The following is a 14302-nucleotide window of genomic DNA, read 5'->3' on the forward strand; positions in this document are numbered from 1 at the left end:
GTATTGGCTTTAAATCTATAGCTTTAGAAGTAGTAGTTTGCTTGTAGCCAGGCAACGGTGTCTTCCTTATTCACCAAGTTCTTTTTCGAAGATTCTCCGGTATATTCAATCTTTGCGCCAATTGAAGCGTTGTCGAGAATCATGTAGCCACCACCCACTTCTATTTGTGGTATCCACTCTTTGCTTTGCTCGTGATAAGTCGCTTTAGGGTTTGCATAGACCCAGTGCCCAGCGTCAAATCCGTACATACCATAGACGCCAAGTTGGCCAAGTGCAGATTCAGATTTAGGCTGACCATCCTTTGCATCGGACGTGGTGTAACCTACTGAAGCCATTGGAAATAGAGTGATCTTGTCGGTGGCTTGGAACTTATAGATAGCACCAGCAAGAGCCGTTGTATTGTCTTTATCTCCAAGTACATCCAGGGAATAACCTAAGCCATCTGTAACATGAAAGTATCTACCGCGATAATTCATATCACCCGACTTGTTGTCTATCCCAAGATCCAGTTGAAATATATTGCTGCCTAATCCGATCATACCGTTAAGCTGAGTACTGTTTTCGCTGGCACTTACACCAAGGGTGCTGAAGCTCGCTGTAGGATCGCCATAGTTGACGCTTTCTGCATCCTGCTCGTTTGCAATAGCGCCACCGCATGCTCCAGCTATTGCCAGCCCAATTAATAACTTTTTCATCTAAATTTCTCCGAAATATGGGTTGTTTTCGGAGGTATTTTTGCAATTTACACAAAATAGATTAAATTGATAAGTATCGATTTTTATAATAGGTGGGAAGATGATTAACCTCGATTACTTGCTTGCATTTGTTTCAGCAGCCGATAAAGGCTCTTTCTCTGCGGCAGGAAGGCATATAGGAAAAAGCCAAAGTACAATTAGTGTCAGTGTGAGCAACCTAGAGTTAGATCTTGGTGTTTCTTTATTCGATCGTACCGGGAAGTACCCTGTTTTAACTCCAGAGGGAGAGCATCTGTATCAACAGGCCAAGGTGTTAATGCGTCAAGCCGATAGAATCGAGAACTATACCTCGGGAGTTAGGAATCAAGTTGAAAACTCATTAGTCATTGGATTAGACCCCTTGGTACCTTTTGCTTTGATTGAAACACCGCTAGAAAAAATCTCACAGAAGTTTCCCTTTACTCAGATCCAAATTAAAAAGGAAAAGAGCGAGGAGTTGTTCAGACAACTCAACGAGAATAAGGTCGACTTCGTGCTCCATCTTACTGCAGAAGCCATACCTGACTACTATGAATTTGCTTGCATTCATCAGCTCGAGTGGACATGTGTATGCAGTCCAGACAGCGAGTTTGCTGACTTGGAAGTGGTCAAAAACGACTTGTTGACTACAGAAAGGCAGATTATTTGCACCAGCCTTTATGAGCATGGGGTACTAGGGTCAGTTAGTACACTGTCTCAATCTGTGTGGCTAGCGCATGATCAAGATGACATGATTCGCATGGTAGAGCAGGGAATTGGATGGGCAGTATTGCCAACCATCATGCTACAAGAGCGAGTAGGTCTGGGTACTCTAGTTGAGTTTACTCCAGAGTATATGAAGTCAAATCAATCCTATGGTGTGGACCTGGTTTGGAAAGCGAATGATAGCCTTGGCCCAGTGGCACACTATCTTCGAGAGTTACTGTTTGCCAGCTAAACTGAACCTTGGTGTACCCAAATATAGCTAACCACATCATCTAGCATTCAGTTAGCCACATATTCCTATCGCATTCCGTCGTCCCTGTGTTCTTCTAACGGGGACCTATTAATTTGTGTGATCTATAAATTCCCTATAAAAGTGCCCGAAAAGGCATAAAACGATATGAGTAATAAGCAGCGACCTTATTATCAATGCCACGCTTAATAAATATAGCGCTTAATTTTAATACCTAATGCGTGTGTACAGTAAGTATTCCTATCATCGTACGTCGTTAAATCCAGCAAATATTGTCACCACACCACGTCATCCCCGAGGTCTTTTATCGGGGATCTTTCAAACTCGCAGTAATCAGAGCCTACTTGAAGTATGTTCAATTTAACTATCAAAATCAGTACTTTAGAGAACAGCGCAAAGAAATATCGATCCTCTTCAACGAACCCACAAATCACCTATCTATCGATTTTATTAATAATACCTATTTTCACCTATTGTAAATATTTGCGTAAATTACACCTCAAGCCAAACGGGATTGGCAACAAATCAAATGGAGGTATTTAAATTTAACGAGGTAATCAAACATGAAAAAATTAATTCTAGCTTCAACTCTTGCACTAATGTCCGCGTCTTCTTTTGCAGCAGACGATCACTCAGGCTTCCGCGTAGGTGGTGGTTTTGGTACAGATATTGGTAAGTATCAACTGCGTAGCGTAGATGATAGTGGCAAAAAAGTGGAAGCCGATCCTTCAGTAGTCTTGGAAGCGGGCTATGACTTTAACGACATCTTTGCGATTAATGTTAAGGGCTCTGGTACTGGCTTTAAAGCTTATGAAAATAACAAGTCTACGAAAGGTCAAAACAAAGGTACAGCCTATGACCTAGCAGTTGAAGCTGAAGTTGGTTATACGTTTGTAACCGCGGGAGATGCAGCAATTAAGCCTTATGTTGCTCTCGGTGCGGTCGGTTTTGACAAAAAAACAAGTGAGAATCAACTTGAAGATAAAAATGCTGTAAGAGCTCGTGGTGCTGCTGGTGTTCGCATGACGCTAGACAACGGTGTTTACTTTGATGGCCGTATTCAAGCCACTGACTTAACTCCAAAAGGCGATAAGTTCAACGGTAAAGACCACCTACTAACTCAAGGTCTAGTGACTGTTGGTTACAAGTTCTAATTCAATTACCCCATGAATATGAACACTCTAATTTAGGCGGTTACCTCGCCTAACCCCGGCCCCCGAAAGGGGGCTTTTTTGTTTCATTTGCGAGTTAGCGTTTTATCGTTAATTGGCTTTGCATTTGGGTAGAAAAATGAAATATAAATTATTGGCACCATTGCTTTTGCTTATTTCCAGTTCTTCAATAGCTGGGATGGATCACTCAGGTTTGCGCGTTGGTGCAGGCTTGGCTTCAGACATGGGCATGTTCAAAATAGAAGATAAAATTACAGGTTATGATTCCGATCCTTCGGTCATTGTTGATCTTGGTTATGATTTTAATGATGTCTTTGCCATAAATATCACCGGCGCTTCGACGGGCTTTAAGTGGGACCGTGGTAAACAGAAACCTAAGTATATAGATACAGCCTATGAGGTAGCGGTAGCAGGCGAAGTGGGTTATACCAAGGTAACTGAACGCGGGTTTACCATTAAGCCGTACCTTGCGCTCGGTGGTGTTTATTATAATAAGCAGGCGAACCTTCTTTTTACAGGCAGTGATGGCGGCAGTGATGTTCGTGCCCGTGGCACAATTGGACTGAGAGTTGCTATAGATAATACGCTCTACTTGGATAGCCGTATTCAGGCAACTAACGTTGCTTATGATGGTAAGTTGTCAGGTAAAGAAGATCTCTTGACCCAAGGGTTAGTTACTGTAGGTTATAAATTCTAATCCTAATAAATTAGAACGATTAAAAAATATCTAGAATAGCCCCAATGGTTGAATATCAATCATTGGGGCTTTTTTATGATTAAATAAAATTAACACTCCTAATTCTTAATAAGAACACTATTAACCACTAGTTTGATTCTGATAAGTAAACCATCTATCTAATAAGTTAATACTAGCTATTTTCACCTATTGTAAATATTTGCGTAAATTACACCTCAAGCCAAACGGGATTGGCAACAAATCAAATGGAGGTATTTAAATTTAACGAGGTAATCAAACATGAAAAAATTAATTCTAGCTTCAACTCTTGCACTAATGTCCGCGTCTTCTTTTGCAGCAGACGATCACTCAGGCTTCCGCGTAGGTGGTGGTTTTGGTACAGATATTGGTAAGTATCAACTGCGTAGCGTAGATGATAGTGGCAAAAAAGTGGAAGCCGATCCTTCAGTAGTCTTGGAAGCGGGCTATGACTTTAACGACATCTTTGCGATTAATGTTAAGGGCTCTGGTACTGGCTTTAAAGCTTATGAAAATAACAAGTCTACGAAAGGTCAAAACAAAGGTACAGCCTATGACCTAGCAGTTGAAGCTGAAGTTGGTTATACGTTTGTAACCGCGGGAGATGCAGCAATTAAGCCTTATGTTGCTCTCGGTGCGGTCGGTTTTGACAAAAAAACAAGTGAGAATCAACTTGAAGATAAAAATGCTGTAAGAGCTCGTGGTGCTGCTGGTGTTCGCATGACGCTAGACAACGGTGTTTACTTTGATGGCCGTATTCAAGCCACTGACTTAACTCCAAAAGGCGATAAGTTCAACGGTAAAGACCACCTACTAACTCAAGGTCTAGTGACTGTTGGTTACAAGTTCTAATTCAATTACCCCATGAATATGAACACTCTAATTTAGGCGGTTACCTCGCCTAACCCCGGCCCCCGAAAGGGGGCTTTTTTGTGTCTGCAAAAACCGACCGAAGTACATATTGAAGCCAGTTGCAGGCAACGTTCTTTACAGTGGCTATCAGCTCTTATAGCTTTTGGGCTTCAAAGTATCGATATACCTTAACTCTCGGCTGAATCACTCTGACGATTTAACAAATTCTTCTTTTTGTTGTTATGCATGGAGAAGCTGGATAGTGATGGGTTGCATACTCAGGCTGTAGGGTTGAAGTTGAGCGCTATGTAGTAACTCTAATAGATAGTCCCAAGATAAAGCGGATGGGCTGTTGCAGTGCCCTTGGAGGTTAAGAGTGCCCGCTCGAATCGTAAGCTATTTAGCATTAGCCAGGGACTGGAATAAGCGCCAATCAAGTTCCTCGCACCCACTCAAGTTGTTGATAGCTATTTGATGCTTCTTTGCCAATCTTAAAAGGCTAGATGGCTGGTAAAGGCTTACTGGTACTCGGTTGTATTGATCTGGAGGGTTACTTTGTATTGAGGTTAGAGGTGTGGCTAACTGGTTTGATGGACCTAGGTGGACTTAACTAAAATACCTAAGTTAATACCTCGGAATGAGGTCGAGAGAGGTCTGTATTCAAAACAGATAGCAATTAATAAAGCTTGAGACGGTTAATTCAATAGTTCAGGTTGCTTCACTTCTTAGAGAAAGCTGAATAGTCAAAGGTGATCGGGTTGCTCGAACCCAATCTAAAAGTTGGATACTTATAGTGTCTTCTTGATTAAAGCAGTACTGATAATAGAGGGCTGGATAACAACTTTATAACCCAGCTTATTTTCAGAAGGGAACTTAAAATTTGTATTGAAGCGCTAGCATTGGGCCACTAAAGTCGACACCCATATTAGCATTTAACAATGAATCACCATACTCGACGCCTATCTCATAATGGTTATAGGATGCGTTGAGAATTAGAGAATCTGTTATTTGGTAATATGCTCCGAAATTGAAGTCAATTAGATGACCATCAAATAGCCGAGTAGACAGCATAAATGCTTCCAAATGAGACGATAGCCCTAGGTTTTGAGTAAGTCGATAACTTCCCCTAACGCCTATGTTCGGCATAGGAGCAAGGCTATTCTTCTTACCTTTTGTATTGAAACTTAACCAGTCTTGACCGCCTTCATTGATATTGGCGCTGATACCACCTTTCCCCGATAGTTGTATCAGGTGCACCCCAAGCATTGCATTCAGGTCAAAGTTATCTGTAGATATGATGCGATGGGCATAACCAATTCGAGCTATATCTATATCCAGGTTTAGGTCTAGCGTTGCATTTGCTTTAAATTCGCTACCAAGAATCTTTATTGGATCACTGGATACACTTGTGCGAGCGTGACGATGCAATGAACGCCAGTCCATATAGACACTATTTCCGCTATCGAAGTTGTATTCAATCTTTACATAAGGCGATAGGTTTTTTTCGGCTAAATCCAGATGACTTTCAGCATCGACTTTCAATTTGGCACCAAGGATGGGAATCCCCAGCGATGCATTGCTGTTCGCAGAGTTATACACGCCACCAAGGGTAACAGAAAGGTCGCCAGCATAAGCGCTGCTTGTCAGTATGCTTGCTGTGATTAGACATAGTTTTAGCTTTTTCATCATCGCTTAGTACCGTTCTATTTGTTGAGTGAGCGCTTTAGCCTTTTGGCTACATGCGAGCTTGTAAGCAAATATTACAGTGCGATTTTCGATAATTAGAATGAGTAAATATCGAAAATATCGATAGATTATAGAGCGAGTGAAGAGCAGATGAAGATTGAGTAGCTTTGGTATTTGGGTAGGGGAGTTACTTCTAGGGTTGTTAGTTGAGACCAAATTAGACTGGGATGTTAGCCGGTAAGGTTTGGAGAGTCAGTGGTGGGAAAAATGAGGCGCCAACTCAAGCGCCTCGTTTACAGGTATAACTTAGTTTACGGTGCATATTGGTTGAAATGGAGTCGCGTTGATTGGGAATACGCGGTCATAGATTAGGTTGAATACTGCTGAGTAAAATAGAGCGTAAATAACGAAGCCAATATCAGCAATCAGAGCTTCAATGAAGCTCAAATTAAGGCTTAGTGCAAGTACTGGAACTGTAACCAAGATTAGACCTAGTTCAAATAAGACTGCATGCATAACTCTTTGCTTTGAAGTTTTATTACAATGCCCTTGTGTTTTATATAGGTGTTTATCAAATAGAAAGTTAAATAACATGTTCCATGCCATAGCCAGTAGAGACATTGCCATAGCTAGAATACCTACATGATGACTAGCACCCTGGATAAACATCATACCGATAGGTATTAAAGTTACAATTAATCCAATCTCAAAAAAGATAGTGTGACGAATTCTGTCCATGAAAGAGCGATTGGTTTTAATATTGTTAGTATTCATAATATATCTCCCATCTAATCGTTAGTAACTTTAAATTGGCTTAGAAAAATTTGTCGTAAAGAGCATTAGTAAAATATGTGTAGGAAAATATAAGAGCGCTAAACCATAAGTCAGCTGACATGACCTGCCAGAATGAGGAGTCGAGCATAGAAAATAATATAGGCGCTGAAATTACGAGTAGTCCTGCTTGGAATAAAAGTGCATAGACAAAGCGACACTTAGCTGATTTCTTTAAACTACGTCGCCATTTCCATAAATATGTATCGAATCCAAAGCTGTAAGCTGCATTCCAAACAATCGCTGCAGTAATGAGTAGCAGTATCTTGCCACTGACCAGGTTTATGTCTGCCACATCATCAATAAACACTGGTGCCACCAAAAGCAAGATCCCACCTTCTAGAGTAAGTGCTCGCACTAGTCTGCTCTTTAGTGGACGTATTGGTTGAGTACAGGTTTGTTGGTTCATGACTATCTCCTCATTGATGGCGCTATTATCTAGCCCATCAGGAAATAGGTACAATGATTAACTATTAATATATCCGATAGATTAAAGTGTCCTCTATATAGGTGGTACCGTCTTCAATATCTGGTGCCACTTTGATATCTCTATCTATTGAAATTCCCTATAGTTTCTATTTTCATCTATTTGACATGTTTGCGTAAATTTCGCCTCGCGCCAGACGGATTGGCAGGAAATTGCATGGAGGTATCTGTAATTTTTTGAGGTAATCAAACATGAAAAAAATACTTCTAGCGTCAACGCTTGTTCTACTATCCGCGCCTTCTTTTGCAGCGAAAGACAGCTCAGGCTTCCGTGTTGGTGGTGGTTTTGGTACAGACTTTGGTAATTATCAGCTCAGAGAGGAGGGAAGACGTGGTCTTTCTATTGAAGCTGATCCAACATTTGTCCTCGAAGCAGGTTATGACTTCAATGATATTTTCGCTATCAATGTCAAAGGGTCTGCTACGGGCAATAAAATTTATGGGAAGCATAGACGAACCCAACGCGAATTATACAACTTAGGCACTACTTATGACCTAGTTGTAGAGGCTGAAGCGGGCTACACATTCGAGCTTGACCGTTCTACTTCAATTAAACCATACGTTGCACTGGGTGCAGTTGGTTACGATAAGAAAACCACAGAATTTTATGAGTTTGAAGATGACAAAGACAAGAACGCAATTAAGGCGCGTGGTGCATTGGGTGTCCGCATGACGCTAGGTAATGGTGTCTACGTTGATGGTCGAGTTCAGGCAACCGATTTCTCACCGAAAAGCGGTGACTTTAAGCCAAAAGATCACTTGTTAACGCAAGGTTTAATCACCGTAGGCTACAAGTTCTAGTCAATTCCCAGTATTGATATGTGCATTACAACTGAGTTGATTGTCAGACTCAACTAGGCCCCCGCAAGGGGGCTTTTTCGTTTGTTGCCCTCAGCAACCCTCTCACTTGCATCCCAAAATGGATTAAAGAGCCTCTAATGACCTATGCAATATTTGCATAGTAGCTATTTTCTTCAATGAATTTATCCAATGTAAATTAGCACTCGGCCAGACAGGATTGGCAGTGGTAAGAGGGACATATTTAAACAATTTACTGGGCAATTTAATGAAAAAACTAATCTTAGCATCCGCTCTGGCAGTCATATCCGCTTCTTCTTTAGCTTCTATCGATGACCAATCTGGTTTTCGTATTGGCGGCGGCTTTGGTACAGATGTAGGCAAGTACCAACTGAACAATCTGGGTGGTGAAAATGTGTCTGCAGACCCCGTATTCATTCTAGAGGCGGGCTATGACTTTAATGAAATCTTTGCCCTAAATGTAAAGGGTAATATGACCAGCTACACAGACTATGGCGATAATCCTAAAAACTATCGTCCAACATGGGATCTGACCGTAGAGGGAGAGGCAGGTTATACCTTTGATCTAGATAATGGGGTACTGATTAAGCCTTACGCTGCTCTGGGTGCTGTGGCTTTTGACTCAACAACAAGCTCAGACTCGCTTGAGAGTGGTACAAATGCAATCCGTGCACGTGGTGCATTGGGAGCAAGAATGACCTTGGATAGTGGCTTGTATTTTGATGGTCGTATTCAAGCTACTGACTTAACGCCCAAAGGCATGAAGTTCAACAGTAAGGATGATTTGCTAACTCAAGCCATGCTTACTGTCGGTTATAAATTCTAAGAGCAGATTTAAAGACGCTCTCATAGTCGAATAAGCCTCCACAGTGGAGGCTTTACTGTATCTGTTACTCGTCTCTCCACAAAAAGACAGAAACTCTAGTTCATCTCGGCCCATATGAATTTGCTATAGGTTTTAATTACAAGTATCGCTGTAGTCAGTGAAGACTTGCTCAATATTATGTTGGCGGTATTTACTTCATGAAAATAGCCAATTCAGCTTCTATGAATTATCTTTAAATAAATCAGAAGTTTATCGACCGCTTTCCATCTAAATTATGCTTTATATCTCCCCTTGTTATTTCATCTAAGCCAAAAATATTTGGATTGTCTCAATTCTTTCCTAACCTGCCTGTGAGTAGCCTCGATCGAATAATTTTATTGGAGTATCGGTAGGGTCGCAGATAGGTGACGTCCATGGAAGGAACGAGATTATTATGCTGGGTATATTTTCGAGTCAAAGTCTGACAAGGGTGGTGGTTTTGTGTTCCTTGTTCATCCTAGTTTGCTTAGGGTTGATGAGCACCATTAATCACAGTCTTACCAACAAAAACAGTTCGCTGAAAGAACTCGCGCTTCTTCTCAATTCAATCCAGTACAATCAAGCGCGAATCATAGATGCGAGGGCTGAGCTGGTCAGTAATAAGAATCAGGATACGCTACAAAGACTCAACTCTTATCGAGGTGAACTTGAAGAAAATATCCAAAGTTTTAATGAATCGGCCTATTTGCATAATATTGATGAAATTGTATTTGAGCCTAGCTTTGATCAGAACATGCAGGCTTATGAAGAGTATATAAATCAGATAGATAGTCTTCAGAAGTCTCTATTAAATGAGGAAGGAAAGGGACTTTTAGAGAGCCATAGACTCGCTTGGTTTTTACTCTATCGTTCCTCGTTGACCTACAACAGCGAGAGTTTATCGACCTCGCTACTCAACACTCAGTATTCTATTGATAACTTCATCAATCGACCAGACACAGCCAACCTCAGATCAGCCAATAGCTTGATCAGCAAGACTCAAGAGTCTATCGGCCGAGAATATCAATATCTGTATCAAGCGTTTTTAACCTACGAGAATGTGTTTCAATACATCACAGATACCTACAATGAGATAGGCATCAATGATGACTCTGGGATTAGGCGAGAGTTGTCAGGCTTGGAGTATGCGCTTAGATCCTATGTCTCTGAGCGTCAGGCTAATTTTGATAGCTATGCAGCTAATCAATTAACCCAAAATCAGAACCTGTATTGGGTGGCCAATGGAACCCTGTTTTTATCTGTCGTTTTGGCAGTGATATATCTTATCTACAAGAGTGCGTCGTTTGAGAATTGGATGATGGCATCTAAAACCAGTGCAGCTAGGCTTCATCGCAGTAAGAATCAGTTCTTGGCCGACGTGTCTAATGAGATTCGTACTCCACTGAATGGCATCATAGGAATGGCTAACTTCCTTTCTGAAGATAACCTCAAATCCCATCAAAGAGACCAGGTCAATATCATCAGTAACTGCTCCAATAAACTGCTCTCTTTAGTCAATGATGTGTTGGACCTATCTAGGATTGAGTCTGGAGACTTTAGGGTTAACCCAGTAGTAATAAACACCAAGCAGGCAGTATTTGATTGTGTTGAACTGTATCAGCAGGACGCCCTGATTAACTCGACTCGATTTGAACTCGAGATGGACGATGCGTTGCCTCATCAGGTGCAATTAGACGAGTTCAGGCTAAAACAGGTATTGAATGCGTTTTTGTCCGATGCGGTTAAAGACAGCTTCATCGAGACCATAGTGATTAGGCTCAAATCTGAGTTTGTAAACGACACCAGCCGAATCAATCTGTTGTTTGAAATAGAGAATCAAAGACCAGAACTGAGCAACGCAGACAGCTTTAGTTTCCAGAATTTGAGCCAAATGAAACTCAGCGCTGGGCTATCCGAGTTCAGCATCAATGTTTGCGATGCCATCATCAATAAAATGGGTGGTGAGCTATCTGTTGATAAGCGAAATGAGCAAGTCCTCAATATCCGATTTAATCTGCAGGCCAAGGTCATTAAGCAGGCTGTTGGTGCTACAGAGCGAGATACAAACCCTTCTATCGCGGTGGTCGTAGATTCTGAGAAACAAAGACAGGCTATCGTCAAAGAGTGCACGGACCATGGGTTCAAAGATATCCAAGGCTATGACAGTTTGGAAGAAGTTGGAAACCATGTGAACACCCTGATTTATCAGCCCTATGAGAACGGTAAGTCTATTAAGCAGTTGAAGCAATATATCGAGCAGCACCCTGATACTCGCATCATAGTGTCCGGAGAGAAGGTTAATCCGAGCTTTCGCGGGGTGAAGCAAATTGCAGGCTATGTGACCTATCCCGTTTTGGGACAACGTCTTATCTCTTTACTTGAAGACAAGGATGAGTCAAATCCACTTCTGGAGAGAGAGGAGATACCTTCCACTTCGTTTGAAGAGCTCAATATTTCAGGCCGAGTCTTGATAGTCGAGGACGATGAAGTGAATGCGAAAGTGCTTTCCCTTTATCTATCTAAGCTAGACTGCGAGTTTGATGTGGCTTCAAATGGTTTAGAGGCAGTCAATCAAATCAAACGGGGTAATCATTACAGCATCATCATTATGGATTGCATGATGCCTGTCATGGACGGATACCAAGCGACCGTTGAAATAAGAAAACTCGAGAAAGAACTTAGGTTAACACCGACACCAATCGTCGCGCTGACAGCAAACACCTTAGAGCAAGATCTAAATAAGTGCCTAGAGTCGGGCATGGACAGATATTTGCTGAAACCAATCGATAAGAATTTACTGTTTGAGACTATCGAAGAGTTTGTTTCTTAAGGGATTGTAATAGTCGAATGGTGAGGGATAACTATGAAACTAACCTACAAAGCTAAAGCTCGAAGGATCTTAGCTGGATTGTATCTGCTAGTGGTTCTGTCTATGTGCTCCTATGAGAAGTTGACAATAGATAGAGGGGCGGAAGAGCATTCAGAGCTTCTGCTGTCGAGCTTTGTTCGTAAAGCTGACAATATGTTTTATACGTTAGATCTCTATGCCGATGCATTGGCAAATGAGCCAAAAGTCGCACAGTGTATGGTCTCTTGTAGTCCTAGGTCACGTGCAAGTTTGGAACAAAAATCGGAGCTGATGAAGCAGCAGTTGCGCCCCCTTTTAGATAAGTATTTTGACCTCACCTTTAGCTCAGACGATGGATTTGTTAAGTATATTCATTTCGCCCTCGTAGGTAGCAAAGGCGCAGAGCGTTCATTTCTTTTCGATGGTGTTGGTTGGGAAGATAAAAAGCTTAACTTCAATAGTGACGATGAGGTCGGACTTATCACGGTTAGAAACCGAAACCTTGAAAATATCTATGTAAAAAGAGCGGTATATCTGAAAGGCAGGTATGTTGGTACCGTGTCGTTTATTGCCGGCAACTATCTGATTAATAACCTAGAACCCCTGTATATGCTAAGGCAAGGGTTCCTTGGGGCTAAGTATTATGTCAACGACCATCCTTGGCACAGCAAACTTACAGCACCCACACAGTCTTTTGGTTTGAGTGACCATGTTTCGGCGAACATGTCTTACGCTGGATTAAACCTCGAAATCGACGTTGCATACAGCTATCTATCTAAATATCAATCCTTACTCATTTCTCTGGCTATCGTCAGCACCTCATTTGTTTTGATGTTGCTCCTTCTTGAAAACCGGTTTAATGGAATCGAAATAGGCATAAAAACCAAGGAGCTTGGTAACCTAGAGCAGAGGCGAAAAATTAACGTTCTTTCACATCACCTGTCTAAAAAAGATGAGAACGAGAAGAAGCTTGAGTACAAGGCTACCCATGATCTGCTCACTGGGGTTCTAAATAAAACAGCTTTGTTGGAAAGGCTGGACAGGGAGGTGTTAGATGCGAGGCGTTATGAGCGTGATTTTGCCTTGCTATTTATCGATCTTGATAACTTCAAGCACCTTAATGATTATGCCGGTCATCAGGCTGGGGACTATGCCCTCAAGCTACTTGCCGAAAATCTGAACAATTCTATCCGAGCGACAGATGCCGTAGGTCGCTATGGTGGTGATGAGTTCGTAATAATTGCCTCTAGCATTCACGACAAGGGAAGCATTACCTTCCTAGTCGATAGGATTAAAAAGTCCTTGTCTAAGCTAGTGCATCACGAGGACAAAAAGATACTTCTCAATGGCTCTATCGGGATAGCTCTGTTTCCTCAAGATGCAACCAATGCCAAGGCCTTGATTGAGAAAGCTGATACCGCCATGTATCACGCCAAATCTGTGGGTAAAGGGGTGGCTAAGTTTTATAACCCTGACATGGATTTAAGGGCCAAGAGGGAGCTCAAGGTAGAATCCAGGTTGAACCTTGCGATTGAGAACAATGACTTAAGGCTGGAGTTTCAGCCTATCATTGACCTTGAACTAAATAGGGCTGTAGCGGCGGAGTCTCTGCTACGTTGGAAGGATGAAGAGCTAGGTACAGTTAATCCTGATGAGTTTATTCAGGTCGCGGAAAAGAGCGGTGCTATAAATGGAGTGGGCCGTTTTGTGCTCCGAGAGTCAATCGCGCAAGCCAAGATTTGGGGACATCTGGATGACCTTAATGTGTCGGTGAACTTCTCCTGCTTCCAGTTTAACTCACCTAGAGAAACGCTAAATGAAGTGAAGGCTATCCTGCAAGAGGCGAATTTCCCCGCCAGAAAACTGCAGATAGAGATAACCGAAAGTCTGATGTTTAACAACAGCCAAGAGGTGCTGAACGTACTTCAAGAGCTGGTGGATATGAATATCCGCCTGTGCATCGATGACTTCGGTGCCGGGTATTCTGCGCTTAATTACATTCATCAATATCCATTCTCTGTTATCAAAATAGATAAAGACATAGTGATGGATATAGGCACTTCTAAAGCTTCTCGTGGGCTTGTGGTCGCTATTCTCTCTATGGCGAAAGAGCTAGAGTTGGATGTGGTTGCTGAAGGGGTTGAAAACCAAGAGACACTGGATTTTCTGAAGAAACATGGCTGCCGATACGCGCAAGGATTTTTGTTTAGTAAGTCTTTATCTACAAGAGACCTTCTTTGTTACCTATCCACCTCTCAGGCCATACTAGATAGCCATTCGGAAGAGTCGCCAGGTGAGCAAGAAAAGATATAGCGTCTTTGATGAGACGCTCACCTAGCGAACTCATTCCAAGACAAAGG

The 14302-nt window shown here is 41.9% G+C and carries 12 protein-coding genes; 8 read left to right on the forward strand and 4 right to left on the reverse strand.

Features of this window, described 5'->3' with window-relative positions; translation table 11 throughout:
* Positions 1-23: 23 nt before the first annotated feature.
* Positions 24-695 (reverse strand): hypothetical protein, encoded by a 672-nt coding sequence (locus Pcarn_RS04420; protein WP_261835176.1) that lies wholly within the window; start codon positions 693-695, stop codon positions 24-26.
* Positions 696-795: 100 nt separating this feature from the next.
* Here Pcarn_RS04420 and Pcarn_RS04425 point away from each other — a divergent pair, with 100 nt between their 5' ends.
* The 4 genes from Pcarn_RS04425 to Pcarn_RS04440 all read left to right on the forward strand — a co-directional run bounded on the left by Pcarn_RS04425 (position 796) and on the right by Pcarn_RS04440 (position 4428).
* The gene (locus tag Pcarn_RS04425) at positions 796-1671 is read left to right on the forward strand and encodes a LysR family transcriptional regulator (RefSeq protein ID WP_261835177.1); all 876 of its coding nucleotides are present in this window, start codon (positions 796-798) and stop codon (positions 1669-1671) included.
* A 581-nt stretch (positions 1672-2252) separates the two neighbouring features.
* On the forward strand, positions 2253-2843 hold the full coding sequence (locus Pcarn_RS04430) for a porin family protein (protein WP_261835178.1): 591 nt from the start codon (positions 2253-2255) through the stop codon (positions 2841-2843).
* Between the two features lie 136 nt (positions 2844-2979).
* A complete protein-coding gene (locus tag Pcarn_RS04435) occupies positions 2980-3558 on the forward strand; it encodes a porin family protein (protein ID WP_261835179.1) in 579 nt (192 codons plus the stop codon).
* A 279-nt stretch (positions 3559-3837) separates the two neighbouring features.
* Positions 3838-4428, forward strand: coding sequence for a porin family protein (locus Pcarn_RS04440; RefSeq protein ID WP_261835178.1), 591 nt, complete (start codon positions 3838-3840; stop codon positions 4426-4428).
* Positions 4429-5301: 873 nt separating this feature from the next.
* Here Pcarn_RS04440 and Pcarn_RS04445 read toward each other — a convergent pair.
* The 3 genes from Pcarn_RS04445 to Pcarn_RS04455 all read right to left on the reverse strand — a co-directional run bounded on the left by Pcarn_RS04445 (position 5302) and on the right by Pcarn_RS04455 (position 7354).
* On the reverse strand, positions 5302-6117 hold the full coding sequence (locus Pcarn_RS04445; RefSeq protein WP_261835180.1) for a hypothetical protein: 816 nt from the start codon (positions 6115-6117) through the stop codon (positions 5302-5304).
* A gap of 303 nt (positions 6118-6420) precedes the next feature.
* Positions 6421-6888 carry a PACE efflux transporter gene (locus Pcarn_RS04450; RefSeq protein ID WP_261835181.1) on the reverse strand — a complete coding sequence of 156 codons (468 nt, stop codon included), beginning with the start codon at positions 6886-6888 and terminating at the stop codon, positions 6421-6423.
* 40 nt (positions 6889-6928) lie between these two features.
* Complete coding sequence (locus Pcarn_RS04455; protein ID WP_261835182.1) at positions 6929-7354, reverse strand: chlorhexidine efflux transporter; 426 nt, start codon at positions 7352-7354, stop codon at positions 6929-6931.
* A gap of 269 nt (positions 7355-7623) precedes the next feature.
* Between Pcarn_RS04455 and Pcarn_RS04460 the strand changes: the two genes are divergently transcribed.
* From Pcarn_RS04460 to Pcarn_RS04475, 4 genes are all read left to right on the forward strand, one after another.
* Positions 7624-8232: a porin family protein gene (locus Pcarn_RS04460; RefSeq protein ID WP_261835183.1), complete on the forward strand. Its 609-nt coding sequence runs from the start codon at positions 7624-7626 to the stop codon at positions 8230-8232.
* A 265-nt stretch (positions 8233-8497) separates the two neighbouring features.
* A complete protein-coding gene (locus Pcarn_RS04465) occupies positions 8498-9076 on the forward strand; it encodes a porin family protein (protein WP_261835184.1) in 579 nt (192 codons plus the stop codon).
* Between the two features lie 514 nt (positions 9077-9590).
* The gene (locus Pcarn_RS04470) at positions 9591-11924 is read left to right on the forward strand and encodes a response regulator (RefSeq protein WP_261835185.1); all 2334 of its coding nucleotides are present in this window, start codon (positions 9591-9593) and stop codon (positions 11922-11924) included.
* Between the two features lie 33 nt (positions 11925-11957).
* On the forward strand, positions 11958-14255 hold the full coding sequence (locus Pcarn_RS04475; RefSeq protein WP_261835186.1) for a putative bifunctional diguanylate cyclase/phosphodiesterase: 2298 nt from the start codon (positions 11958-11960) through the stop codon (positions 14253-14255).
* Positions 14256-14302: the final 47 nt, after the last annotated feature.

The organism is Vibrio ishigakensis (assembly GCF_024347675.1).
GTDB classification, from domain to species: Bacteria; Pseudomonadota; Gammaproteobacteria; order Enterobacterales; family Vibrionaceae; genus Vibrio; species Vibrio ishigakensis.